The sequence below is a fragment of the Janibacter anophelis NBRC 107843 genome (genome assembly GCF_001570945.1).
GTDB lineage: Bacteria > Actinomycetota > Actinomycetes > Actinomycetales > Dermatophilaceae > Janibacter > Janibacter anophelis.
Window position 1 is genome coordinate 34521 of record NZ_BCSQ01000016.1, and the last position, 24875, is coordinate 59395.

A 24875-nucleotide genomic window follows, 5' to 3' on the forward strand; every position below is an offset into this window, starting at 1 on the left:
CGCGCGTTCGCCCTGCCGGTCAGGGCATCTAGGGTGGAGCGGTGTCCTCGCCCGTGGAGTCCCTGCTCGCCGCCGCCGTCGGGGGAGTGGGTGGATCCACCCGCCCCGGGCAGGTCGAGATGGCGCTCGCGGTCGCTCGGGCCATCGACACCGAGGAGCACCTGCTCGTGCAGGCCGGCACCGGCACCGGCAAGTCGCTGGCCTACCTCGTGCCGGCGGTCGAGCACGCCCAGCGGGTCGGCAAGCCCGCCGTCGTCGCGACCGCGACCCTCGCGCTGCAGGGTCAGATCGTCGACCGCGACATGCCGCGCCTGGCCGACGCCCTGACGGCGCACCTGAAGCGGCGCCCGACCTACGCGATCGTCAAGGGCCGGCGCAACTACGTCTGCAAGCACAAGGTCGAGGGCGGCTTCCCCGACGACGAGGACGGGCTCTTCGACGTCGGTGAGGCCGATGCGCAGGCCGGGTGGCTGGGCAAGGAGGTCGTCCGCGTCCGCGAGTGGGCCGAGGAGACCGAGTCCGGTGACCGCGACGAGCTCGTGCCGGGCGTCTCGGAGAAGGCCTGGCGCCAGGTGTCGGTCTCGGCGCAGGAGTGCCTGGGCTCGAAGTGCCCGATGGTCGCCGAGTGCTTCGTCGAGCGCTCACGCGAGGCGGCCAAGGATGTCGACGTCATCGTCACCAACCACTCCTTCATGGCGATCGACGCCTTCGAGGGACGCCCGATGCTGCCCGACCACGACGTCCTCGTCATCGACGAGGCGCACGAGCTCGTCGACCGGGTGACCTCGACGGTCACCGACGAGCTGGCCCCCGGTGGGGTGCGGGCCGCGGCCAAGCGGGCGCGCAAGTTCGCCGAGGGCTCCGACCAGCTCGACGACCTGGCCACCGACCTGGAGGCCGTCCTCGAGGAGGCGCCCGAGGGGCGCCTGGCGACCGGCATCCCCGACGCACTCGCCGCCGTGCTCGGGCGCTGCCGCGACGTCGCCCGCAACCTTCTGACGGAGATGAAGCCCCCCAAGGGCGAGCAGGTCGACGGCACCCGCCAGGTCGCGCTCGTCGCCGTCGAGGAGGTCCACGACACCGCTGGGCGGATGCTCGAGGAGCACGAGCTCGACGTCATCTGGGTCAGCCGCGACCTGCGTCGCGGCCCGCTTCTGCGGGTGGCGCCCATGAGCGTCGCAATGCGGATGCGTGAGCGGATCTTCGGCGCGGGCGCCACCGACGACGACGAAGGGGTGCGCGACCGCACCGTCGTCCTCACCTCCGCGACGCTCGAGCTGGGCGGCACCTTCGACGCCGTCGCCGGCACGCTCGGGCTGCGTGGACCGGGGTCACCGGAGTGGACGGGCCTGGACGTCGGGTCCCCCTTCGACTACGCCCAGCAGGGCATCGCCTACGTCGCCGAGCACCTGCCGGCCCCCGGGCGTGACGGCCTGGCCCCGCAGACGCTCGACGAGATCGAGGCGCTGGTGCGCGCGGCCGGTGGTCGCACGCTGGGGCTCTTCTCGTCGATGCGCGCGGCCAAGGAGGCGAGCGAGGCCATGCGCGAGCGCCTCGACGACTCCTTCACCGTGCTGTGCCAGGGCGAGGACATGATCGGCACGCTCGTGCGCGACTTCGCGCGCGACCCGCGCACGATCCTCTTCGGCACGCTGACCCTCTGGCAGGGCGTCGACGTGCCCGGCAGCAGCTGCCAGCTCGTGCTCATCGACCGCATCCCCTTCCCCCGGCCCGACGACCCGCTCGCGTCGGCACGCACGCAGGAGATCGCCCGACGCGGTGGCAACGGCTTCATGGCGGTCTCGGCGACCCACGCGGCGCTGCGGCTGGCCCAGGGCGCCGGACGACTCATCCGCCGCTCCGACGACCGTGGGGTCGTCGCCTTCCTCGACCACCGGATGATCAAGGCGCGCTATGCCGGGTTCCTGCAGCGCTCCCTTCCTCCGTTCTGGCCCACGACCGACCGGGAGCTCGTCCTCGGGGCGCTGCGCCGGCTCGACGAGATCGCCCCGGCGGTGCAGGCGGTCGCCGAGCCGGTCAAGCGGGGCCTCACCGGCACGGTCGTCGACCCGGGGACCGCCGGCACCGTGCGCACCGCCGTCGTGCAGGGCGAGGGCTGGTCCGTCCAGGACGACGACGAGCTGCGCGACGGGGTCGACCTGGGGCTGCCGCTCGAGGAGCTGGCCGCCTCGCTCGACCGCGACGAGTCCGCCGTCACCGCCCGCGCGCAGGCGCTCGGCTTGACCGTCCCCACCCGCGGCTAGCCTGTCGACCATGCAGCTGCGTCGCCTCGGTCGTTCCGGACTCTCCGTCTCCGTCGTCGGGCTGGGGTGCAACAACCTCGGTCGCCGGGGCGCCCCCAGCGAGGACCAGGCGGGGACTGATGCCGTCGTGCACGCCGCGCTCGACGCGGGCATCACCCTCTTCGACGTCGCGGACGTCTACGGCGCCGAGGCCGGGCAGTCGGAGACCATGCTCGGCAAGGCGCTGGGCTCGCGGCGCGACGAGGTCGTCCTCGCGACGAAGTTCGGGATGGACATGGGCGGTGCCGACGGCCCCGACTTCGGTGCCCGCGGCTCGCGGCGCTACATCATGACGGCGGTGGAGGCCTCACTGCGTCGGCTCGGCACCGACCACATCGACCTCTACCAGTTCCACACCCCCGACCCCTCCACGCCGATCGAGGAGACGCTCGACGCCCTCGACGACCTCGTCCGCGCGGGCAAGGTGCGCTACATCGGCCATTCCAACCGGTCCGGGTGGCAGATCGCCGACGCCGAGCACGTGGCCCGGGCGCGCGGTGGGGCGCGCTTCGTCTCGAGCCAGAACCACTACAACCTGCTCGACCGACGGGCCGAGCTCGAGGTGACCCCGGCCGCCGAGGGCTACGGGCTCGGGGTGCTGCCGTACTTCCCACTGGCGCGGGGGCTGCTCACCGGCAAGTACTCCGACGGCGTCGCCCCCGAGGGCAGCCGGCTGAGTCACTCCAACCAGCAGGTGCTCGAGGGAGCCGACCTCGAGCAGCTGCGGGCCTTCGGTGACTTCGCGCGTGAGCGGGGGCTCACCGAGCTGCAGGTCGCCTTCAGCTGGCTGGCCTCGCGCCCGAGCGTCGGCAGCGTCATCGCCGGCGCGACCCGTCCGGACCAGGTCGAGGCCAATGCCGCGGCCGCCGACTGGGTCCCCACGCCGGAGGACGAGGCCGCCCTCGACGAGATCTTCCCGCCGGTGCCCAAGGTGGCCCTCTTTTGAGCACGTCGCTCTTCCTCGTCCAGGGCCCGGAGGCGATCCTCGCCGACCGGGCGGTCGAGCAGGTCGTCGCCGACGTGCGGGTCACCTCACCCGAGCTCGAGGTCGTCACCCTGCGCGCGGAGGGCTACGAGGAGGGTGAGCTGACCGTGCACGCGAGCCCCTCGCTCTTCGGTGAGGACAAGCTCATCGTCGTGCGCGACCTGCACCAGGCGCCGGATGCCCTGCAGCTGGACCTGCTGTCCTACCTCGGCGACCCCGAGGAGTCGGTGACCCTCGTCGTCACCCACGCCTCGGGCAACAAGGGCAAAAAGGTGCTCGACACCCTCAAGCAGGCCAAGGCCCGGGTCATCGAGGTTCCGGCCATCAAGTCCGACCGGGACAAGGCCGAGTTCGTCGGCCACGAGTTCCGCCGGGCGCGACGCAAGGCCGAGCCCGAGGCGGTGCAGGCGCTCGTCGAGGCGGTGGGCAAGGACGTGCGCGAGTTGGCGTCCGCGTGCCAGCAGCTCGTCGACGACACGACCGGCGTCATCGACGCCGACGTCGTCGAGCGATACCACGGCGGGCGGGTCGAGGCGACGGGGTTCAAGGTCGCCGACGCGGCGGTCGCCGGCCGCACCGGTGAGGCGCTGCGCCTGCTGCGCCATGCCGTCAACGTCGGCGTCGACCCGGTGCCGATCGTCGCCGTCCTCGCGCAGCAGCTGCGACAGCTCGCCCGGGTCGGGGGAGCGGGTCGCGGGCGCAGCGCCGACCTCGCGCGCGAGCTCGGGATGGCGCCGTGGCAGGTCGACAAGGCGCGACGCTCGCTGCAGGGGTGGAGCGGTGACGCGCTCGGACGCAGCATCCAGGCCGTGGCCGCGGCGGACTTCGAGGTCAAGGGTGGCGGGCGCGACCCGGTCTACGCGGTGGAGAAGGCGCTGCTGACGATCACCCGGGAGCGCAACGGCGGCTGAGCCCGCGTTTTGTCAGCGCCCCGCGCCCGCTGCTAGATTTGCTCCTTGCGTGCGCGCATGGTCGTGCGCGCAACGCGAGCAGTACCCAGGGCGACTCTCCCACGGCATCCCCACGCCGGTCCCGAGCCGCCTTGCCGCCCTCTAACGGCAGAATTTCGACCGAACCAGAAAGAACTACCTGTGGCAAACATCAAGTCCCAGATCAAGCGCGTCAAGACCAACGCCGCCCGGACCGAGCGCAACCGCGCCTACAAGTCCGAGCTGCGCACGTGGATCCGCAAGGTCCGCACGGCCGTCGACGCCGGCGACGCCGAGGCTGCCAAGGGCGCCCTCGTCACCGCCAGCAAGAAGCTGGACAAGGCCGTCAGCAAGGGCGTCATCCACGCCAACCAGGCCGCCAACAAGAAGTCGGCCCTGGCCAAGCGGGTCAACACGCTCGGCTGACGCAGCCCAACACTGACGAAGGGCGCCGGTCCACTGGACCGGCGCCCTTCGTCATGTCCGGACTCGTCCCCTCACAGGGGATCGTCGTCGTAGGCGCGTCCCTCGGCCGCGGCGCGCACCGCCTCCATCACCGCGGCGAAGACCTGCTCGTCGAGGACGGCCCCGTCACGTCGCACGGCTTCCGGGTCCACGCGCAGGATGCGGTTGACCCGAGCCTCGCTCCGGCGATCGCGACCGTCCCAGGCGCCCGAGCCGATGTCGATCCACCGGCGGCCGGCGGCGGCCTCCTGCTCGGAATCGAGGTCGTGGTCGTGGCTGGTCAGCTGCAGGCCGAGCAGCCAGTCACCGTCGCGCCCGACGAGCAGGACCGGGCGGTCCTTGCCCTGCGTGTGGTCCTCCTCGTAGGGGACCCAGGCCCACACGACCTCACCCGGTGAGGGCGTCGGGTCGTCGGGGGTCGGGGCGTACTGCAGGTCGGGCGTTCCGGTGAAGTCGCCGGGGTACTCGCTCATGGCCGATCACGCTACCCGGGGGCCGGTGAAAAGGGTCACGCGATCACGGCGCCTGATGTTGCCCATCGGTCATCTGAGCGACACGCAGCCGGGCGAGGGTGGCCGCCATGACCGCCACGCCCCTCCACCCTGCCCGCCGTGACGTCGTCCGCGGCGCCGCAGCGACCGCCGCCGTCGCGACGGTGACGCTCACCCCCTTCGCCACGACCGAGGCACGGGCCGCATCGACGACCGGGTTCCTCCACGGGGTCGCCTCGGGCGACCCGCTGCCGACCGCCGTCGTGCTCTGGACCCGCATCACGCCGAGCGCCGACGCGACGCCCGGCTCCGGGCGGGGGGAGCGGGTCCGGGTCACCTGGGAGGTCGCGACCGACGAGACCTTCACGCGCGTCGTGCGGCGCGGGCACGTGCGCACCGGCACCGAGCGCGACCACACGGTCAAGATCGACGCGACCGGTCTGGAGCCGGGCACGCGGTACGCCTACCGCTTCAGCAGCGGAGCGGACGTCTCGCCGACCGGGTGGACCACGACGGCACCCGCCGCGACGGCGACGCCGGAGCGGCTGCGGTTCGGCATCGTCTCGTGCTCCAACTGGGAGGCCGGGTACTTCGCGGCCTACCGCCACCTCGCCGAGCACGACGGGCTCGACGCGGTGCTCCACATGGGTGACTACCTCTACGAGTACCCGACGGGTGAGTACGGGGCGCAGGACGGCGCGGTGCGGGTCAGCGAGCCGGCCCACGAGATCGTCACGCTCGCCGACTACCGGATCCGGCACGGCCACTACAAGACCGACCCGGACCTGCAGGGCCTGCACGCGGCCGCGCCGTGGATCACGACGTGGGACGACCACGAGAGCGCCAACGACGCCTGGGTCGGCGGCGCCGAGAACCACGACCCGCTCACCGAGGGGCGCTGGCGCGACCGGGCCGCCGTGGCCCGCCGCGCCTACGACGAGTGGATGCCGATCCGGCTGTCCGGCACGTCCGCGCTGGGCGACGGGACCCAGATCTACCGGGAGCTGACCTTCGGCACGCTTGCCGACCTGCGGATGCTCGACCTGCGCAGCTACCGCGACGAGCAGGCCTCCGCAGCGCGCCTCGGTGCGGTCGGCGACGCCGACCGGTCGATCACCGGCGACGCCCAGATGGAGTGGCTGAAGTCCTCGCTCAGCGAGTCGACCGCGACGTGGAAGCTCGTCGGCAACCCCGTGATGATCTCGCCGGTGACTTTCGGCGCCGTCGACGTGGAGGTGGGCGAGGCCCTGCGCGAGATGGGTGGGCTGCTGCCGCCCGAGGGCATCCCGTACAACGTCGACCAGTGGGACGGGTACACCGCCGACCGGCGCGAGCTCATCGACCACCTCGCCGACCAGGCGATCGACAACGCCGTCTTCGTCACCGGTGACATCCACTCCGCGTGGGCGTGCGACATCCCCAAGAACGTCGGCACCTACCCGCTCAGCCGGTCGGTCGCGGTCGAGTTCGTCGGGACCTCGGTGACCTCCAACAACCTCGACGACATCCTCAAGGTCGAGCCGCGCACGCTCTCGCTCGCCGTCGAGGGCGCGATCCGCACGGCCAACCTGCACGTCAAGCACCTCGACTTCGACCGCCATGGCTACTCGGTGCTCACCCTGACCCCCGGTCGCGCCCAGATGGACTGGTACGTCCTCGCCGACCGCACCCAACGCGACTCCAGCGCCCGCTGGCAGATCGGGTTCCACACCCTGCCCGGGCACAACCGCGTCCGCCGCGCCTGGTACCCCGCGAACTGACCCCGAGAGAGACCACTTCGATGACCGACCACACCCACGCCACCACCACCATCAAGACCCCCTCGCGTCGTGATGTCATGCGCTTCGCCGGCGCCGGCGGGGCCGCTGTCGCGATCTCCGCGCTGGCCGGAGCCCCGTGGGCGCAGGCAGCGACGGCGCGCGACCGCCGCCGGGTCTACGTCCTCGTCACCGACGGTTTGCGGCCCGACGAGATCACCCCGTCGCGCACCCCGAACCTGCACTCCCTGCGCTCGTCGGGCACCTGGTACCCCAACGCCCGGTCGCTGCCGATCATGGAGACCATCCCCAACCACGTGATGATGATGACCGGCGTGCGGCCGGACCGCAGCGGCGTGCCAGCCAACAAGATCTACGACCGGGAGCTCGGCGAGGTCCGGGACATGGACCGGGAGAGCGACATCAAGGCGCCGACGGTCTTCGAGCAGCTCGAGGCACGGGGCCTGACGAGCGGCACGGTGCTGTCCAAGGAGTACCTCTACGGCATCTTCGGGGAGAAGGCGACCTACCGGTGGGAGCCGAAGCCGCTCCTGCCGATCACCGACCACGCCCCGGACGGGTACACCTACGACGCCCTCGTGCGCATGGTCGAGGCGGCCGACCCCCACCTCGTGTTCGCGAACTTCGGTGACATCGACCGTGTCGGGCACGCCGACCCCGGTGGCAGGATCACCCTGCCCGCGCTGCGGTACGCGGCGCTGAGCAACACCGACCGACTCATCGGGAACTTCGTCTCCTTCCTGCGCGCGACCGACCGGTGGGAGGACTCCGTCGTCATCGTGCTGGCCGACCACTCGATGGACTGGTCCTTCTCCCACCGGGTGATCTCGCTCGGCGCGCCCATCTGGTTCGACGCGCGCCTGCGCGACAACGTCGAGATCGCGCAGAACGGCGGGGCCGACTGCCTGTACTGGACCGGACCGGAGTCGGAGCGGGCCGAGGGCCTGAAGCGTCTGCGCGAGATCGTCCTGCGCCAGCACGGGGTGCTGTCGGTGCACACGCCGCAGGACCTGCGCCTGAGCCCCAACGCCGGCGACCTCATCGCCTACTGCAAGCAGGGGTGGCGATTCTCCGACCCGACGGTCTTCGACAACCCCATCCCGGGCAACCATGGGCACCCCACCACCGAGCCCATCCCGTTCTTCATCGCCGGGGGCTCCCCGGTGGTGCGGCAGGGGACGCGCACGGCGGTCGCGCACACGATGGACGTCGCTCCGACGATCGCGCAGATCTTCGGTCTGCCGACCTCGGGCACGCGGTACGACGGGGCATCGCGTCTGGTCTGAGAGGATGGGGTCTCCTGTCCCGACGAACCCGAGGTCCGCCCACCGTGTCACCCCAGGCCCGTGAGGCCCTCCCGCCGAACGCGACCCCGCCGGCGCAGATCCGCAACTTCTGCATCATCGCGCACATCGACCACGGCAAGTCCACGCTCGCCGACCGGATGCTCCAGATCACCGGCGTCGTCGAGGCGCGCCAGATGCGCGCGCAGTACCTCGACCGCATGGACATCGAGCGCGAGCGCGGCATCACGATCAAGTCGCAGGCCGTGCGGATGCCGTGGGAGCAGGAGGGGGAGACCTTCTGCCTCAACATGATCGACACCCCGGGGCACGTCGACTTCACCTACGAGGTCTCGCGCTCGCTCGCCGCGTGCGAGGGGGCCGTCCTGCTCGTCGACGCCGCGCAGGGCATCGAGGCGCAGACCCTCGCCAACCTCTACCTGGCGATGGAGAACGACCTGACGATCATCCCGGTGCTCAACAAGATCGACCTGCCGGCGGCCCAGCCGGAGAAGTACGCCCAGGAGATCGCCGGGCTCATCGGGTGCGAGCCCGAGGACGTGCTCAAGGTCAGCGGCAAGACGGGCGAAGGGGTCGAGGCCCTCCTCGACGAGATCGTCGCCAAGCTGCCGGCCCCCGAGGGCGACGCGCAGGCGCCCGCCCGCGCGATGATCTTCGACTCCGTCTACGACAACTACCGCGGCGTCGTCACCTACGTGCGCGTCGTCGACGGCAACCTCAACCCCCGCGAAAAGATCGCGATGATGTCGACCAAGGCGACGCACGAGCTGCTCGAGATCGGCGTCATCTCGCCGGAGATGCTCCCGAGCAAGGGCCTGGGCGTCGGCGAGGTCGGCTACCTCATCACCGGTGTCAAGGACGTGCGCCAGTCCAAGGTCGGTGACACCGTCACCAATGCCGCGATGCCGGCGGCGCAGCCGATCGGCGGGTACAAGGACCCCAACCCGATGGTCTTCTCCGGCCTGTACCCGATCGACGGCAGCGACTACCCGACGCTGCGCGACGCCCTCGACAAGCTCAAGCTCAACGACGCGGCCCTGGTGTACGAGCCGGAGACCTCGGCGGCCCTGGGCTTCGGGTTCCGCTGCGGCTTCCTCGGGCTGCTCCACCTCGAGATCGTGCGCGAGCGACTGGAGCGCGAGTTCGACCTCGACCTGATCTCGACCCAGCCCAATGTCGTCTACGAGGTGACGATGGACGACGGGTCGCTCGTCACGGTGACCAACCCGAGCGAGTTCCCCTACGGCAAGGTCGCGGAGGTGCGCGAGCCGGTCGTCGAGGCGACGATCCTCGCGCCCAGCGAGTTCATCGGCGCGATCATGGAGCTGTGCCAGTCCAAGCGCGGCCAGCTCGGCGGCATGGACTACCTGTCCGAGGAGCGCGTCGAGATGCGCTACACCCTGCCGCTCGCCGAGATCGTCTTCGACTTCTTCGACCAGCTGAAGTCGCGCACCCGCGGGTACGCCTCGCTCGACTACAAGGAGTCGGGCGACCAGACCGCCGACCTGGTCAAGGTCGACATCCTGCTGCAGGGTGAGACGGTCGACGCCTTCAGCGCCGTCGTCCACAAGGACAAGGCCTACGCCTACGGCACGATGATGGCCGGCAAGCTCAAGGAGCTCATCCCGAGGCAGCAGTTCGAGGTGCCGATCCAGGCCGCCATCGGCGCGCGGATCATCGCCCGGGAAAACATCCGGGCGATCCGCAAGGACGTGCTCGCGAAGTGCTACGGCGGTGACATCTCCCGCAAGCGCAAGCTGCTCGAGAAGCAGAAGGAGGGCAAGAAGCGGATGAAGAACATCGGCACCGTCGAGGTGCCGCAGGAGGCCTTCATCGCCGCCCTCTCCTCCGACGACAACGCCGTGGACAAGGCCAAGAAGTAGCCGCTGGCTGAGGTGCGAGGCCGCCAGCGGCCGAGCCTCGAAGCCGGGCGTAGCCTCGACGTGTGGAGTCCACCCACGTCGAGGCGCGCATCCCGGCTGCTCTGCGGCCGTGGGTGCACTCGATGTCGGGCTACCGCATCTCCGGCGCACCGCCCGGGGTGCACGTCGGGATGCCCTCGGGCACCGTGACGCTCGTGCTGGCCCTCGACGACCCGCTCGATCTTGTCGGCGCCGATGGGCGGCACGGCCACTTCGACGCGGTCGTGGCCGGGCTGCACGCCGCGCCGGCCCACATCCGCCACGACGGGCACCAGCACGGGGTCCAGCTCGACCTGACGCCTGCGGGTGCGTCCCTGCTCTTCGGCGGACCCGCTGGCGAGCTGAGTGGCTCCTCCGTGGACCTCGGCGCCCTCATCGGGCCGGACGCGCGGCGCCTGCACGAGCAGCTGTCGCAGACGCTCGACTGGGGCCAGCGCTTCGACCTGGTGACCCGGACCCTCTTCGGCCGGGTCGAGCCGAGATGGAGCCCTCGACCCGAGGTCGCCCATGCCTGGCAGGTCCTCGTGGGCAGCAAGGGGCGTGCGCCCGTCCGGGACCTCGCTCGTGAGGTCGGCTGGTCGCCGCGCCACCTCACCGCGCAGTTCCGTCGCGAGTACGGCCACGCGCCCAAGACGACCGCGCGCGTCCTGCGCTTCCAGGAGAGCCAGCGGCTCATCGCGGGTGGTTGCCGGCTCGTCGACGCCGCGGGGTGGGCCGGCTACGCGGACCAGAGCCATCTCAACCGGGACTGGATCGAGTTCGCCGGGACCTCTCCGACCCGGTGGCTGCGCGAGGACGGGATCGCATTCGTCCAAGACGGGCCACCCCCTTCGTCGGCAGGGTGAGGGTCATGGACACGACGCAGACCACCACGACCGACCACAACATCTGGACCGGCATGACGGCCACCGACCCGCGCGCGTTGCGCGCATGGCTCGTCGAGCTCGGCTTCACCGAGGGGGTCCTCGTCGAGGACGGGGACCTCGTGCACCACAGTGAGATGCTCTGGCCGGAGGGTGGCCGGGTGATGATCAGCAGCGGCCGTACCGACGACCCGCACTTCACGACCGCCGTCGGGGGAGCGATGGTCTACGTCGTCACCGACCGGCCCGACGAGGTGCACGCGCGGGCCCAGGCCCTGGGGGCCACCGTCACCCGACCGCTCGAGGACACCGACTACGGCTCGCGCGGCTTCAGCATTCTCGACGGTGAGGGCAACTCCTGGAGCTTCGGGACCTACGCGGGGTGATCGACGCCGAGGGGCGGGTCGAGCGCCCCGCGCTCGGTGACGAGCGGGCCGTCCACGCGGTAGGTCGTCCGGATCCGACGTAGTTGCTCGGTGCTCGGCGCCAGGCCGTGTGCCTCGGTGAACCCGGCCGCGACCATGGCGGCCTCGATGGCGGCGAGCAGGCGGCTGGGGTGGTGGCCCCCGAGGAGGTACCAGCCGAAGGGGGAGGGGCCGCCGTCGTGGGCGCCCGCAGCGTTGAGCATGAAGAGGCCGCGCTGGGTGCCGTTGAGGACGACCATGCGACCGCTCGAGCCTCGGGTGGCGCCGACTGCCGCAGCGACGTGGCGCGCGACGAAGGCGCCGCGGGTGAGGTAGACCCGGCCCGGGTCCACGCTCTCCCAGGGCACGACGACCGTTGCCCGGAGCCCGAGGACGAGTCCCTGGTCGCAGACCCGGATCCGGTCGAACCATCCACCCACGACGAAGGCCAGGGCCACGAGGGTCCCGACGGCCAGGATCACGACGGCGCCGATGGGCGAGGGCGCGATGGCCAGCGCGGCCACGGCGATGAGCAGTGTGGGCACGAGGATCCACAGCAGCAGCCCCCAACCGGGCAGCGCACGGAAGACGGCGCGTTCCGCGCCCATGTCGGCGCGGGTGAGCCGCGTCAACGCCTCGAGATGGGCCTGCGCGGCGGGTGACCCGTCGTGACGGAAGAGTGCGCGGCTCACCAACGGCCCGCCCAGGCGTCCCATGCGGCCAGGAGCTCGGCCCGGCCCGTCCCCGCGTAGGTGATGGAGTCCTGAGCGGGGACACCCGTGAACGTGGCCCCGTCGAGGACATGCACGACCCGCACCCGGCCGTCCGATGCGTCGCCGGGGGCGGCCTCGGCCACCGTCGTCACACTCGTGTTGCCCTCGAGGAAGTCCAGTCCCTGACCGCTGGACAGGGCCGCAGCGTCCACCGTGGTGTCGACGTCGGCGGCCACGGCATCCTGCGGGACGTGCATCCAGGTGTGGAACTCGTCACGGAGGGAATCGTCGAGACGGCACAGGGCGAAGGTCCGGTAGCCCTGGGGCGTCGTCAGCTCACGCAGCCAGCTGCCGTCGCGCACGTGGCGCAGCAGCCACCACGCCGGTCCGTCGCTCGTCTGCCGGTGGGCGGTGAGGGCGGGTTCGGTCCGGCGCAGGTGCAGGACCGCCGACGTCGTGTCCGGCAGGACGTACCCGGCCTCGGCCTCGGTGCCCACGAGGGCGAACTGGTCGCGGGTGGTGAGCACGCGCAGGGCCACGGTTTGGGCGAATTGCTTCTGCTCGTCGGTGAGGGTGGGGTACCACTCACCGAAGGGCTGGCACTGCTGCGGGTCGCCGACGTAGGCGACCAACTCCTCGTCGGTCATGCCGACCAGCTGCGCGTGGCCCTCCTGCTGCTCGAAGGCAGTCAGGACACGCTCTGCGGCAGCGGCCGCTTCGTCGGATCCGACAATCCCGGGCGTGGTGAACGTGCTCAAAACAGGCCTCCGATGGCACCGATGGGGTCGGACAGGACACTACCCACCGAGTCGACGACGTCCCCGCCGAAGTCCTTGACGGCGTTGAATCCGGTGCTGATCCCCGCGCTGATCGAGTCCCAGTTCTGGTAGATGGCGATGCCGCCGGCGATGAGGCCGGCGCCGGCAGCGATGCCGAGCGTGATGGGGCCTCCGGCGATGGCACCGAAGGCGACCGCGGTCGTCAGTGCCCCGCTCGTCAGACCGAAGGCGCCGCCGGCGGCTCGCAGGTAGTCGCCGTCCTTGAGGCCCGAGTAAATGTCCCACCCACCGCTCAGGACGCCGAGCGGCCCGAAGAACTTGCCGAGCGCTCCGGCTGCCGACGCCCCCTTGGCGAACGGGAGCTTGGACATGAGGTTGCCCATGAAGCTCGACCGCCCGACCTCGTCCAGGTAGCTGGCGGGGACGCCGAGCCGGCGCATGATCTCGGCGCCCGGCAGGGCGCCCTTGAAGAGGGTGTGCGCGGCGCGGTTGAAGGCCCAGCTGTTCTTCATCCAGCTGGCGAGGTCGTCGGCCGAGCTCATGGCCCTCAGCAGACCGGGGTACCGCAGGGCGGCCGCGAGCACGCCTCCTTTGGAGAAGAGGTCGAAGCCGAACTTGCCGACGCTGAAGAGCGACTTCAGGACATCGAGGGGACTGCTCGGCAGGTTGGCCTGTCCGGGCGGTCCGCCCGGGTTGCCGGGTGAGCCGGGCGCACCGGGCTGGCCCGGACCGCCGGCGCCGGTTCCTTCGGAGGCGCCGTCCTGCTCGTCGGCCTGCTGGACCAGCAGGCGAGAGAACTCGTCGAGCCGGTCGCCCGCGTGCCGTAGCTGGACCTCGGCCGTCTGCCAGTCGTGGCCGAACTGCTCGGCATCCGATCCGGTCCACGCGTCGACGAGCACCGACAGCTGTGCCGTGCCGGTGCGGGCGATGTCATGGGTGTCGCGTCCCGCCCCCATGAGGCGTGCGGCGATGTCTCGGACCCGCGCCGAGTCCATCCCTTGGTCAACGGTCATCTGCTGTCCCCTTCGTTGCGTGCTGGAGACAGGCTGGCACCCACGTCGGGTCGGCGCGAGGGGGAGGACTCCCCGACGTGACGCACGCGACGGCTGCGTCGTCTACCGCCCGTCGGGCGCGGTACCTAGGGTGGCTCCGTGGCCCAGCAGACCTTCACCCTGTACCAGCGCATCTCCCGCCTGCCGCGGGGCAAGGAGATCTTCTCCCTGCTCTACGCGAAGAAGGCGCCGTACTTCGCGACCGTGCGGCCCAAGGTCCGTGAGGTGCGCGCCAACCACGCGGAGCTGTCGATCGCCAACCGCAAGGCGGTGCACAACCACATTGGCACGCTGCACGCCATCGCGGTGTGCAACGGGCTCGAGGCCGCGATGGGTCTGCTCGCCGAGGCGACCTGCCCCGCCGACCAGCGCTGGCTGCCGCGCGGCTTGCAGGTGAGCTACCTGGCGAAGTCGACGACCGACCTGCTCTGCGTCGCCGAGACCGACCCCGAGCAGTGGGCGGGCGCGGCGCCGTACGACGTCGACATCCGGGTCAAGGCCGTGCGCACCGACGGCGTGGTCGTCGTCGAGGGCGTCATCCCGGTCTACGTCACCGAGAAGCCGCAGAAGTCCGCGAAGAAGGCCTGAGCCTCACGAGGTCAGCCTCACCCGCAGCGCCTCGACGTCCGCCTCGGTCCATCCAGCAGCGGTCAGCCACCCCGTGGTGCCGCCGTACCCCTCATCGAGGTGGGCGAGCACGGCCTCCATCGCCTCGGCGCGCGGCGTCTGCTCGTCGAGCGAGTGCGTGGGCAGGCTCCGGCTGTAGGGCTCGACCTCGACGAGCCGCTCGATGATCTGCTGGATCCGCTCGGCGGTGCGCACGTAGTCGGCGACGATCTCCTCCTCGGGGACCCCGGCGACCGCCAGGGCCATCCCGACGACCGTGCCCGTGCGGTCCTTGCCGGCCGCGCAGTGCACGACCGCGCCGCCCGTGCTGTCGCGCACGGCGGCCAGGGCCGCGGCCACGGAGTCGGGCCGCTTCGTCAGGTACCCCGTGTAGTGGCGCCCCCAGAAGGCGGCGTCGCGCGTCACGGGGTCGTCGCGTCCGAAGCTCACGGCGAGTGCGTCGGCGACCGTCGCGGACGGGTCGGCGTCCTCGCTCAGCAGGCTGAAGTGGTGGTGCGTCAGGGGAGTGGAGCGCAGCGGCCCCTGGCCGGTGATCTCGTACTCGACATTGCTGCGCAGGTCGACGACGTCGGTGACCCCGAGCTCCTCGATGAGGTGACGGACATCCCCTTCGCTCAGGTCCTGCAGGTTGTCGCTGCGGATCAGCCGGCCCTCGCGGGTGCCGCGACCGTCACGGGTCGGCAGGCCGCCGAGGTCACGCATGTTGACGACGCCATCGAGCTCGATCCACCGGGTCATGGGACCCACGCTAGCCACCGGGTGGGAGGATGGCGCGGTGCGTCCCCCCTTCGGCATCTACCTGCACGTGCCCTTCTGCACGGTGCGGTGCGGGTACTGCGACTTCAACACCTACACCGCGACCGAGCTGGGCCCGGTCGGCGGGGCGAAGGGGGCGAGCGTCGCGACCTTCGTCGACGCGGCGATCGGTGAGCTCGACCTCGCACACGCCACGCTCCCGGACGCTCCGCCGGTCTCGACGGTCTTCGTCGGCGGCGGCACGCCGACCCTGCTGCCGCCGGAGGACCTCGTGCGCTTCCTCGCGGCCGTGCGCGATCGGTGGGGGCTGGCCGACGACGTCGAGGTGACGACGGAGGCCAACCCCGACAGCGTCACCGAGGAGTCGCTGCGCGTCCTGGCCGACGGGGGCTTCACCCGGGTGAGCATCGGCATGCAGTCGGCGGTGCCACAGGTGCTCGCGACGCTCGACCGCACCCATGACCCGGCCAACGTCGCCCGCGCGCTGGCCGCCGCCCGTGCCGCCGGGCTCGCCGTGAGCCTCGACCTCATCTACGGCACGCCGGGGGAGAGCCTCGAGCAGTGGCGCACCTCCCTCGAGACCGCGCTCGCGCTCGAGCCCGACCACCTGTCGGCCTACGCCCTGACCGTCGAGGACGGGACCAAGATGGCCGCCCGCGTGCGCCGCGGCGAGCTGCCGATGCCCACGGGCGACGACGAGGCCGACAAGTACGAGCTGGCCGACGAGCTGCTCGCGGGCGCCGGCTACGGGTGGTACGAGATCAGCAACTGGGCGCGCACGCCCACCGACCGCTGCCGGCACAACGAGGCCTACTGGCGCAGCCACGACTGGTGGGGGATCGGCCCCGGCGCCCACAGCCACGTCGACGGCGCGCGGTGGTGGAACCGCAAGCACCCCGCGACCTGGGCCAAGGGCCTGGCCGACGGCCACCCGGAGGCCGAGCGCGAGGAGCTGACCCCAGAGCAGCGCTCCGACGAGGCGATCCTGCTCGGGGTCCGGCTGCGCGAGGGCCTGCCGACGGACCTGCTCACGGCGGATGGTCGCCAGGCGGTCGCCGGTCTCGTCGCCGACGGGCTCGTCGACGGACGGGCGGCCATCGGTGGCCGCGTCGTGCTGACCCGTCGTGGGCGACTGCTCGCCGACACCGTCGTGCACCGACTCATCGCGAGCGGTCGTGCCTGACGTCCCGCAGATCCCGGACCTCATCGCCTTCTTCGACCTGCTCGGTGTGCTGGCCAACGGTCTGCTCGGGGGTGCGGTCGCCCGGCGCTACCAGCTCGACCCGGTCGGGTTCACCGTGCTCGCGATCATCTCCGCCCTGGGTGGCGGCGCCATCCGCGACGTGCTGCTCAACGTGCAGCCGGTCGCCCTGACCGACCTGCGCTACCTCACCGTCGCGCTCGCGGCAGCCGTCATCGCCTACCTCGTCCCGCTCGAGGGGCGGCGGTGGCGGCAGGTCTTCCCGTGGGTCGACGCGATCGCCTTGGGCACCTGGGCGGTCGTCGGCACGCAGAAGGCGCTGCTCCACGACATCCACTGGCTCCCGGCGATCCTGCTCGGCGTGCTCACCGCCTGCGGTGGCGGAGTCGTGCGCGACATGATGCTCGGCAACGTCCCGGTCATCCTGCAGCGCTCGGAGCTCTACGCGACGGCGGCCTTCGCCGGGGGAGGCGCGCTCGTCCTGCTCCACCTGGCGACCACCGGCCCGCTGGCCTCGCTCGGCGCCGTGCTCGTCGGCGGAGCGGTCTGCCTGCTCGCCCGCAAGCGCGGGTGGATGCTGCCGACCGAGCCGCGGTGGAAGCCCAGTCGCGTCCACCGGCGCTGAATGGTCAGTTGACGGTCAGGGATTCTCCCGGGATTGGTCATGATTGTCTGACGGGGATTGTCCGTGCACGGGGGGGAATACCGTTTGCCGCAGCACGCCATGGTGGTCGTGCGGAAATGGGGAGGATCATGAAGTTGGGGATTCTGCGCGCCCTCGGTGGCGGGCGGCCGTGACAGGCGTTGATCGAGTTCAGTTGAGGGGATTCTCGGTGCGGCGCGGGTCATTTCGCCTGTCGCCCATGGACATCGAACTGTCGACCGAGCGAGTGGCGCTCATCGGGGTCAATGGCTCGGGCAAGACGACTCTCATGCGCTCGATGCTCGGGCTGTTGCGCCACTCAGGGACCCTCATGGTCGGCGACGCCGCCTGTGCCCACCTTCCCCCAGAGCGGACGGGCTTCGTCCCCCAGGACGTGGACTTTCCTCTGCTGCTCACGGTGCAGGAGTGTGTCGGGATGGCGGCTGACCTCAAAGGGTTGCCGGATGTCGATCGCTCCGAGGCGGTCACACGTGTCCTGACCGCCGTGGACCTCATCGACGAACGGCATGTGCGGGCCTCCCGGCTCAGCGGCGGGCAGCAGCGACGGCTCGCCTGCGCTCAGGCCTTCGTCCATGACCCCCAGATCCTCCTCATGGACGAACCAACCGCCGGCCTGGACCCGATCCAGCGCGAGAGGTTGCGGGGGATCCTCCAGGACCTCCCGAAGGACCGGCTGGTGCTCGTCACCACGCACATCCTCGAGGACGTGGCGGAGTGGGCCGAGCGGTTCCTCGTCCTCAGCGAGGGCGAGATCACCCATGACGTGCAGCGCGACGAGTTGGGCGACCCGGGTCAGAGACTCGGGGCGCTCAACGACCTCCTTGCCCTGGTGCCCTCGCGATGAGGTGGCTGCGCGCGAATCCCGTGGGCCCCGTCGTCTTCAGTTGCGCGGTGCTGGTCCTCGTCGTCGGACAGGTCAGGCTACCGCCCGCGCTGGGGCGAGACGCCGCGTCGACTGTCGACATCTCTGGCTCCCTGCTGTACCTCGCCCTGCCCCTCCTGGCGATGCTGGTTGCCTGTGGGGTGGCGTGGGTCCAGAAGGAGCGCACCCTGGAGACCCTGCTGGCCGTACGCCCACGCGTGGCTCGTCTGCGCCGCCTGATGACGTTGGTCATCTGGGCGGGTGCGGCGCCTCTCCTTGTCTCGGCCGTCACGCTGATCCACACACAGGACTGGGCCGTCGACCGACCGCTCTACGCCGCAGTGACCCTTCCGCAGGTGCTGTGGATGTGCCTCATGGCCATCATTGGCTTCCTCGTCGGTGCCTTTGCGCACAGGTACGCCGCCCCGCTGCTCGCCGGTGTGCTTGTGCTCCTGCTGATCGTCACCGGTCGGTGGGCTCTCTACCCTCTGGGGCACTCCGCCTCGCTCGCGGGCACGACGCCCACAACTGCCTCGTGGGTCACTCCGCTCCTCATCATGACCGTGACCGTGGTGGCGGCGATCATCGGGGTGGGGCGACTGCCCATGTGGGCGTCGCGAGGGGGTGTACTCGTCGCCCCCGCCATGGTGCTGGCCGTCGTGATGGCCAATCCCCTCGTACCGTCACAAGAGTTCCGCCAGGCGCGGAGCGGACGTGAGGCCTGCACGGACGGGCCAGTGGCCGTCTGCGCACAGGCTGTCCACAGGCGTTGGGCGGAGGCCACGGCGCGATCTGCTGCCGAACTCCAGGAGGCAGCCAAGCAGCACGGGCTGACTCTGCCCGTCACCCGCATCGTCATCAACGCGGGTGACACGCGACCGGCGGAGCCGACGGGCGTGGGAGAGGCGAGGGTGTACCTCGACTCCCGCAACGCGCCGGTGAGCATGCCCATGGACCAGCTGGCGCAGGTCCTGGTCGGCGCGTCCTGTGCGGGTGGTGAAGGCCAGGCACTCGCCGCGGTCGCGGCGTGGTTGTCAGCCACGGTCACGGCCACGGAGGAGTCGTTCACGGAGGGCTGGCCGGAGTTCGCGGGCCTGTCCGAGACGGACAAGCGGGCGTTCGCCCGCAACGCCCTCGCGGGTGTCGAGTGCGGAGGTCAGTGAGGCTGACGTGGCTGAGTGTCCGAGCCACGGCAGCTGAGCATGCGGTGTTCTTCGCGTCCCTCGTCGGCGGGCTCCTCTGGGGTGCAATACGGCTTCCCCTGCCTGTCGAAGCGACGCTGCAGCCGGACGCGGCACTCATCTGGGCGTGCGTCGTCGCGTGTGCATCGGGTGTGTGCTTGCGGGCCGTCCTCCCGGGGCACGACGACATCCCGCGACGGCCACAGCCGATGTGGGTCGCGGGACGGGTCGTTGTCCTCGTCGGGGCCGCCGGGTGTGTGCTGATCGCAACCCGACTGCTCCATCCAGCTGGGGACGCGAGCGAGGTGCACGTCGCGCTGGCGCGCAACATCACCGCACTCGTCGGCCTTGTCCTGGTCACGAGGCGCCTGCCCAGGGGGGTCTGGTCCACCCTGCCGTGGCTGTGGGTCTTCGGAGCGCTTCTGTCCGGACGTGACCGCCAAGGACAGGTCGAGTGGTGGGCGCTGCCACTGGCTGAGCCGGAGCGAGGGTGGACGGTGGCCTTGGCCCTGTTGCTCGTGGGAGCCCTCGTGCACGTCGCCGGCGAGCTGCGTCACCGGTGACCACTCCACGGACCCAGGTGTGCGAGCGCTTACCTCGTGGCGCACGATGGTGCGCATGACCACGACTCGTACCGCCATCGTCACCGGAGCCGCCCGCGGGATCGGCCGGGCCATCGCCCTGCGCCTCGCCACCGACGGCCACCACGTCGCCGTCCTCGACCTCGACGAGTCCGCCTGCCAGGATGTCGTCGACGAGATCACCGAAGGGGGCGGCACCGCCCTGGCCGTCGGAGTGGACGTCTCCGACCCCGAGCAGGTCGGGACGGGCGTCGCCCGCGTCGCCGAGGAGCTCGGCGCCCCGACGCTGCTCGTCAACAACGCCGGCATCATCCGCGACAACATGCTCTTCAAGATGTCCGTCGACGACTGGGACTCCGTCATGGCCGTCCACCTGCGCGGCGCCTTCCTCATGACCAAGGCCGCCCAGGCCCACATGACCGCGCAGAAGTACGGCCGCATCGTCAACCTCTCCTCGACCTCCGCCCTGGGCAACCGCGGCCAGACGAACTACTCCGCGGCCAAGGCCGGCATGCAGGGCTTCACCAAGACCCTGGCCATCGAGCTCGGCAGGTTCGGCGTCACCGCCAACGCCATCGCCCCGGGCTTCATCCAGACCGACATGACCGCCGCGACGGCCGAGCGCATCGGGGTGCCCTTCGAGGACTTCCTCGCCCACGCCGCCAAGGAGACCCCGGTCGGCCGCGTCGGCCAGCCCGAGGACATCGCCGCCACCGCCTCCTTCCTGCTGTCCGAGGAGGCCGGCTTCGTCTCCGGCCAGGTCATCTACGTCGCCGGCGGCCCCAAGGACTGACGCTCCCGAGAGGGAGGTCGGACTGGACGCACCCGAGCGGCCCGACGGACTGGACGCACCGAGAGGGAGGTCGAAGGGGGATGTCGGCGCACACAAAGCCGAAGTCAGGCACGACAACCTGCGTCACAGGGAGACGAAGGACTTCGGCGGGCGCCGACGTCTCCTTCGGCCGACCGGCGGGGACGACCTCCCTTCGGCTGACCGGCGGGGACGGCATCCCCTCGGCCAGCACGGACGCGCCTACTCCGGTGCCGTGACGAAGTCGATGAGCTCCTCGACGCGGCCGAGGAGGGCGGGCTCGAGGTCGGCGTAGGTGCGGACGGTGCCGAGGATCTGCTTCCAGGCGCGGGCGATGTCGGCCTGGGTGTCGTGGGGCCAGCCGAGGTGCTGGCAGATCCCCTTCTTCCACTCGATGGAGCGGGGGATCGTCGGCCACGCGTCCATGCCGAGGCGCTGGGGCCGCACGGACTGCCAGACGTCGACGTAGGGGTGACCGAGCACGAGCACGTGGTCCGGGGCCACCTGGTTGGCCTTGGCGACGATGCGTGACTCCTTGCTGTCCGGCACGAGGTGGTCGACGAGCACGCCCATCCGGCGCCCCCGGCCGGGCCCGAAGTCGCGGATCGCGGTTGACAGGTCGTCGACGCCGTCGAGCGGTTCGACGACGACGCCCTCGACGCGCAGGTCGTGGCCCCAGACCTTTTCGACGAGCTCGGCGTCGTGCCGGCCCTCGACGAAGATCCGCGAGGCCCGCGCGACCTTGGCGCTCTTGTCGTGGACGGCCACCGACCCGCTGGCCGTGCGGGAGGCCGCCTGCTGGGCCGCGGCGAGGGCCGCGCGCTGCGCCCCCTTCGGCGCGGTGAGGGTGACGGGACGCCCGTCGACGTGGAAGCCGGGGCCGAGGGGGAAGGCCTTGACCTTGCCGCGGCGGTCCTCGAGGTGGACGACGTGGACGCCGCCGGCCTTTTCCACCGCGACGACGGCGCCGACCCAGCCGGTCTCGACGTCCTCGACGACCGTGCCGCGGATCGCCTCGAGGGCCTGGGAGGTGGGACGGGCCAGCCGGCCCGTGGACTTCCAGTCGCCGGAGAGGACGTCGTTGCCGTATCGATCGCTCACGCAGGGACCGTAGGCCGAAGGGGGGCGCCGCGGCGGCAGCGGCACGCCGGACTTCGAGGAATGCCCCGGCCGGTCGTAGACTTGGCACTCAGGTGGAGCGAGTGCCAGCGAAGGAGGTCAGCATGAGCCAGGAGCGTCGCATGGCCGTCCTGAGCGCCATCGTCGAGGACTACGTGCAGACCTCGGAGCCCGTCGGCTCCAAGGCGCTGCTCGACCGCCACCAGCTCAACGTCTCGGCCGCGACCGTGCGCAACGACATGGCCGCCCTCGAGGACGAGGGCCTGATCGTCGCGCCGCACACCTCCGCCGGCCGCATCCCGACCGACGCGGGCTACCGCCTCTTCGTCGACCGGCTCGCCGCGATCCGGCCGATGTCGAAGGGGGAGCGCGCCGCGATCACCGACTACCTCGAGGGCGCGGACGATCTCGACGTCGTGCTCGACCGCACGGTGCGGCTGCTGTCGACTCTGACCCGCCAGGTCGCGGTCGTGCAGTACCCCTCGCTGACCCGCAGCACCGTCAAGCACATCGAGCTGGTGCCGATGAGCGAGACGCGGCTCATGGTCGTCGTCATCATGGGCAGCGGCCGCGTGGAGCAGCGCATCGTGCCGATCGGCGTCGACTACCTGAGCGCCGACGGGGCCGCAGCCCTCACGAGTGCCCGCGCCCGGATCAACGCGGCGACCCACGACCGGCGTCTGGCCGAGGCCCTCACCTCGCTCGGCACCCTGCACGACGAGGACTCCGAGACCGAGGACGCCCTCACGGCGGGCGTGCTCGCCGCGCTCGAGGACGCCTTGGCCGAGGAGCGCGCCACCAAGGTGACGCTCGCCGGCACGGCCAACCTCGCGCGCAGCTCCAGCGACTTCCCGATGACGCTCGAGCCCGTGCTCGACGCGCTCGAGCAGCACGTCGTGCTCCTGCGGCTGCTGAGCGCCGAGGCGGACGGCGACGCGATGGGCGTCTCCGTGCGCATCGGCTCGGAGAACCCCGTCACCGGGCTGCAGAGCACCTCGCTCATCACGTCGGGCTACGGCTCGGGCGACGAGCACGTCGGGGCCGTCGGCGTGCTCGGCCCCACCCGTATGGACTATCCCGCGACGATGGCGCAGGTCCGCGCCGTCGCCGCCTACCTCTCGCGGATCGTGGACGCCTGACCGGCATCCGCCCCGCACCCCAGCAACCGAACCACGACCCACGAGGACGCCACGCGTGAACGACTACTACGAGGACCTCGGCGTCAGCCGCGACGCCACGCCCGAGGAGATCAAGCGGGCCTACCGCAAGCTCGCCCGCACCCTGCACCCGGACGTCAACCCCGGCGCGGAGGCCGAGGAGCGGTTCAAGAAGGTCTCTCAGGCCTATGACGTGCTCTCCGACGAGGGCAAGCGCCGCCAGTACGACATGGGCGGGGACCCCTACGGCGGCAGCCACGAGGGCTTCGGGGCCGGGTTCACCTTCAGCGACATCATGGAGCAGTTCTTCGGCCAGGCCGCCGGTGGCGGCGGTCGCGGTCCCCGCTCGCGCTCCGCGCGCGGGCAGGACGGCCTCGTCGGCCTCGAGATCGACCTGGCGACCGCCGTCTTCGGCGGCCAGGAGGACCTGACGATCGACACTGCCGTCGTGTGCACCGCGTGCTCCGGCGACGGAGCCCAGCCGGGCACCGGGCGACGCACGTGTGACACCTGCGCCGGTCGCGGCGAGGTGCAGCAGGTCCAGCGCTCCTTCCTCGGCCAGGTCATGACGAGCCGGCCCTGCCCGACCTGCCAGGGCTTCGGCGAGGTCATCCCCAACCCGTGCCACGAGTGCTCCGGCCAGGGCCGCGTCCGCAGCCGCCGGACGATGAAGGTGCGCATCCCCGCGGGCGTCGACAGCGGCACCCGGATCCACCTCGCCGGCGAAGGGGAGGTAGGTCCCGGTGGCGGGGCGGCCGGAGACCTCTACGTCGAGCTGCGCGTCGCCGAGCACGAGACCTTCACCCGTCGCGGCGACGACCTGCACGCCTCCGTCGCGGTGCCGATGACGGCGGCCGCGCTCGGCGTGACGATGAGCTTCGCCACCCTCGACGGCGAGCAGGAGATCACGATCAAGCGCGGCACCCAGCCGGGCGACACGATCGTCCTCGAGGGCCTGGGCGTCACTCACCTGCGGCGCGAGGGCCGCGGTGACCTCGTCATCCACGTCGACGTGCGGACGCCGACCCGCCTGGACGCGGAGCAGGAGCAGCTGCTGCGTGACCTCGCGCGGCTGCGCGAGGAGGAGCAGCCCGACGGCGAGCTCGACGACGTCGACTCCGGCTTCGTCGGGCGCCTGCGACACGCCTTCAAGCGCTGACGGCCCGGACGCCGCGCGATGTTGCGCCGCTTCGTCGGCCTCGACGGCACACCGCAGGCGTCGGCGGCGCTCGACGCGTCGCTGCGCACCACCCCTGAGCAGCTCGGGCCGGTGCGCTCCCGGCACACCGTGCCCGCCGCCTCGCGTCCCGTGGCGGCCCTGCTCGCGGTCGTCGGGGTCGTGGTGGTCCTGGCCGTCGCGGCCGCGACCGTGCTCGTGGTGCTCGGCGCGCTGCCGGTGGCCGCCGTCCTGTGCCCTCTGGCCATCGGGGTGGCCGTGGCAGTGCTCGTCGGGGTGGGTCTCGCGGCCACCCACGACAGCCGGGGCATCGAGGTGCGCGCCCACGGCCTGGTCGTCGGCTCGCGCCCGGTCCCCTTCGCGACGATGGACCCCGGCCGCATGGTGTGGGCGACGTCCGCCCGGGCTGCCCGCTCCGTCGTCACGCTCGCCCGGCGCCGCCGGGTGGCCGGCGGGGAGTGCCTGCTGCTCAACGGCACCGACGGGCCCGACGCCGTCGACGACTGGCGAGGCCTCGGGGGCAGGTACGACCCGTTGCCGCGGGCCCCGCGGCTGGACACCCCCTTCGTCTGGTGGGCGCTCGGCCCCCGCGACGTCGGCGCCTTCGTCCGTGACCTCGAGGCGGCGATGGTCGCCGACGGCTACCCCGTGCACGGGCTCGCCGACCACCTGGCGCGGCACCGGACCGACGTGCCGGCCGGTCGCGAGGCCCTCTCGCGCCGGGCGCCGCACGACCCGCCGCTGTGGCGGG

General features: G+C 71.6%; 25 protein-coding genes. 19 read left to right on the forward strand and 6 right to left on the reverse strand.

From position 1 onward, the window contains the following. Positions 1–41 precede the first annotated feature (41 nt). The 4 genes from JAN01S_RS06035 (at position 42) to rpsT (ending at position 4643) form a co-directional block, all read left to right on the forward strand. Positions 42–2264: an ATP-dependent DNA helicase gene (locus tag JAN01S_RS06035; protein WP_244884773.1), complete on the forward strand. Its 2223-nt coding sequence runs from the start codon at positions 42–44 to the stop codon at positions 2262–2264. Between the two features lie 10 nt (positions 2265–2274). Then, positions 2275–3249 carry an aldo/keto reductase gene (locus JAN01S_RS06040; RefSeq protein ID WP_068315183.1) on the forward strand — a complete coding sequence of 325 codons (975 nt, stop codon included), beginning with the start codon at positions 2275–2277 and terminating at the stop codon, positions 3247–3249. Then, positions 3246–4199 carry a DNA polymerase III subunit delta gene (gene holA / locus JAN01S_RS06045; RefSeq protein ID WP_068315186.1) on the forward strand — a complete coding sequence of 318 codons (954 nt, stop codon included), beginning with the start codon at positions 3246–3248 and terminating at the stop codon, positions 4197–4199. Before JAN01S_RS06040 ends, holA begins: the two co-directional genes overlap by 4 nt. A 180-nt stretch (positions 4200–4379) precedes the next feature. Continuing rightward, positions 4380–4643 (forward strand): 30S ribosomal protein S20, encoded by a 264-nt coding sequence (gene rpsT, locus JAN01S_RS06050; protein WP_068315189.1) that lies wholly within the window; start codon positions 4380–4382, stop codon positions 4641–4643. A 71-nt stretch (positions 4644–4714) separates the two neighbouring features. On the opposite strand, the gene JAN01S_RS06055 is transcribed toward rpsT, so the two are convergent. After that, positions 4715–5155, reverse strand: coding sequence for a type II toxin-antitoxin system PemK/MazF family toxin (locus tag JAN01S_RS06055; protein WP_068315192.1), 441 nt, complete (start codon positions 5153–5155; stop codon positions 4715–4717). 107 nt (positions 5156–5262) lie between these two features. Between JAN01S_RS06055 and JAN01S_RS06060 the strand changes: the two genes are divergently transcribed. The 5 genes from JAN01S_RS06060 to JAN01S_RS06080 all read left to right on the forward strand — a co-directional run bounded on the left by JAN01S_RS06060 (position 5263) and on the right by JAN01S_RS06080 (position 11426). After that, a complete protein-coding gene (locus tag JAN01S_RS06060) occupies positions 5263–6933 on the forward strand; it encodes an alkaline phosphatase D family protein (protein WP_068315197.1) in 1671 nt (556 codons plus the stop codon). A gap of 20 nt (positions 6934–6953) precedes the next feature. Next, positions 6954–8237 (forward strand): alkaline phosphatase family protein, encoded by a 1284-nt coding sequence (locus JAN01S_RS06065; protein ID WP_068315201.1) that lies wholly within the window; start codon positions 6954–6956, stop codon positions 8235–8237. Between the two features lie 44 nt (positions 8238–8281). Beyond that, entirely contained in the window at positions 8282–10138 is a 1857-nt protein-coding gene (gene lepA, locus JAN01S_RS06070; RefSeq protein WP_068315204.1) for a translation elongation factor 4, read from the forward strand. A 62-nt stretch (positions 10139–10200) separates the two neighbouring features. After that, the gene (locus JAN01S_RS06075; RefSeq protein WP_068315207.1) at positions 10201–11022 is read left to right on the forward strand and encodes an AraC family transcriptional regulator; all 822 of its coding nucleotides are present in this window, start codon (positions 10201–10203) and stop codon (positions 11020–11022) included. A 5-nt stretch (positions 11023–11027) separates the two neighbouring features. Next, positions 11028–11426, forward strand: a complete 399-nt coding sequence (locus tag JAN01S_RS06080) for a VOC family protein (protein ID WP_068315211.1) — start codon at positions 11028–11030, stop codon at positions 11424–11426. Here the strand turns inward: JAN01S_RS06080 and JAN01S_RS06085 are convergent. The 3 genes from JAN01S_RS06085 to JAN01S_RS06095 are packed head-to-tail and all read right to left on the reverse strand — an operon-like array spanning position 11414 to position 13949. Beyond that, entirely contained in the window at positions 11414–12136 is a 723-nt protein-coding gene (locus JAN01S_RS06085; RefSeq protein ID WP_157075626.1) for a hypothetical protein, read from the reverse strand. The two genes, JAN01S_RS06080 and JAN01S_RS06085, sit on opposite strands and share 13 nt — an antisense overlap. Then, positions 12133–12915 carry a hypothetical protein gene (locus tag JAN01S_RS06090; RefSeq protein WP_068315219.1) on the reverse strand — a complete coding sequence of 261 codons (783 nt, stop codon included), beginning with the start codon at positions 12913–12915 and terminating at the stop codon, positions 12133–12135. The genes JAN01S_RS06085 and JAN01S_RS06090 overlap by 4 nt, the downstream gene beginning before the upstream one ends. After that, positions 12912–13949 carry a WXG100 family type VII secretion target gene (locus tag JAN01S_RS06095; RefSeq protein WP_157075627.1) on the reverse strand — a complete coding sequence of 346 codons (1038 nt, stop codon included), beginning with the start codon at positions 13947–13949 and terminating at the stop codon, positions 12912–12914. The genes JAN01S_RS06090 and JAN01S_RS06095 overlap by 4 nt, the downstream gene beginning before the upstream one ends. Positions 13950–14087: 138 nt before the next feature. Between JAN01S_RS06095 and JAN01S_RS06100 the strand changes: the two genes are divergently transcribed. Next, positions 14088–14576, forward strand: coding sequence for a hotdog fold domain-containing protein (locus JAN01S_RS06100; protein WP_068315226.1), 489 nt, complete (start codon positions 14088–14090; stop codon positions 14574–14576). Between the two features lie 3 nt (positions 14577–14579). Here the strand turns inward: JAN01S_RS06100 and JAN01S_RS06105 are convergent, their stop codons facing one another. Continuing rightward, entirely contained in the window at positions 14580–15353 is a 774-nt protein-coding gene (locus tag JAN01S_RS06105) for a tyrosine-protein phosphatase (protein ID WP_068315274.1), read from the reverse strand. Here JAN01S_RS06105 and hemW point away from each other — a divergent pair. From hemW to fabG, 6 genes are all read left to right on the forward strand, one after another. Next, positions 15352–16554: a radical SAM family heme chaperone HemW gene (hemW, locus tag JAN01S_RS06110; RefSeq protein WP_068315231.1), complete on the forward strand. Its 1203-nt coding sequence runs from the start codon at positions 15352–15354 to the stop codon at positions 16552–16554. The two genes, JAN01S_RS06105 and hemW, sit on opposite strands and share 2 nt — an antisense overlap. After that, entirely contained in the window at positions 16547–17197 is a 651-nt protein-coding gene (locus JAN01S_RS06115; protein WP_068315234.1) for a trimeric intracellular cation channel family protein, read from the forward strand. Before hemW ends, JAN01S_RS06115 begins: the two co-directional genes overlap by 8 nt. A gap of 238 nt (positions 17198–17435) precedes the next feature. After that, on the forward strand, positions 17436–18080 hold the full coding sequence (locus JAN01S_RS06120) for an ABC transporter ATP-binding protein (protein ID WP_068315237.1): 645 nt from the start codon (positions 17436–17438) through the stop codon (positions 18078–18080). 47 nt (positions 18081–18127) lie between these two features. Further along, positions 18128–19261 (forward strand): hypothetical protein, encoded by a 1134-nt coding sequence (locus JAN01S_RS06125; protein ID WP_157075629.1) that lies wholly within the window; start codon positions 18128–18130, stop codon positions 19259–19261. A gap of 176 nt (positions 19262–19437) precedes the next feature. Then, positions 19438–19842, forward strand: coding sequence for a hypothetical protein (locus JAN01S_RS06130; RefSeq protein ID WP_157075630.1), 405 nt, complete (start codon positions 19438–19440; stop codon positions 19840–19842). 55 nt (positions 19843–19897) lie between these two features. Next, entirely contained in the window at positions 19898–20653 is a 756-nt protein-coding gene (fabG, locus tag JAN01S_RS06135) for a 3-oxoacyl-ACP reductase FabG (protein WP_068315246.1), read from the forward strand. A 240-nt stretch (positions 20654–20893) separates the two neighbouring features. Here fabG and JAN01S_RS06140 read toward each other — a convergent pair whose 3' ends face one another. Continuing rightward, positions 20894–21772, reverse strand: a complete 879-nt coding sequence (locus tag JAN01S_RS06140; protein ID WP_068315250.1) for a DUF3097 domain-containing protein — start codon at positions 21770–21772, stop codon at positions 20894–20896. A 122-nt stretch (positions 21773–21894) separates the two neighbouring features. Here JAN01S_RS06140 and hrcA point away from each other — a divergent pair, with 122 nt between their 5' ends. The 3 genes from hrcA to JAN01S_RS06155 all read left to right on the forward strand — a co-directional run. Beyond that, the gene (hrcA, locus tag JAN01S_RS06145; protein ID WP_068315253.1) at positions 21895–22929 is read left to right on the forward strand and encodes a heat-inducible transcriptional repressor HrcA; all 1035 of its coding nucleotides are present in this window, start codon (positions 21895–21897) and stop codon (positions 22927–22929) included. Positions 22930–22984: 55 nt separating this feature from the next. Beyond that, positions 22985–24106 carry a molecular chaperone DnaJ gene (gene dnaJ, locus JAN01S_RS06150; RefSeq protein WP_068315256.1) on the forward strand — a complete coding sequence of 374 codons (1122 nt, stop codon included), beginning with the start codon at positions 22985–22987 and terminating at the stop codon, positions 24104–24106. Between the two features lie 18 nt (positions 24107–24124). Next, positions 24125–24875: hypothetical protein (locus JAN01S_RS06155; protein WP_157075631.1), on the forward strand; the 751-nt coding region annotated here is incomplete at its 3' end.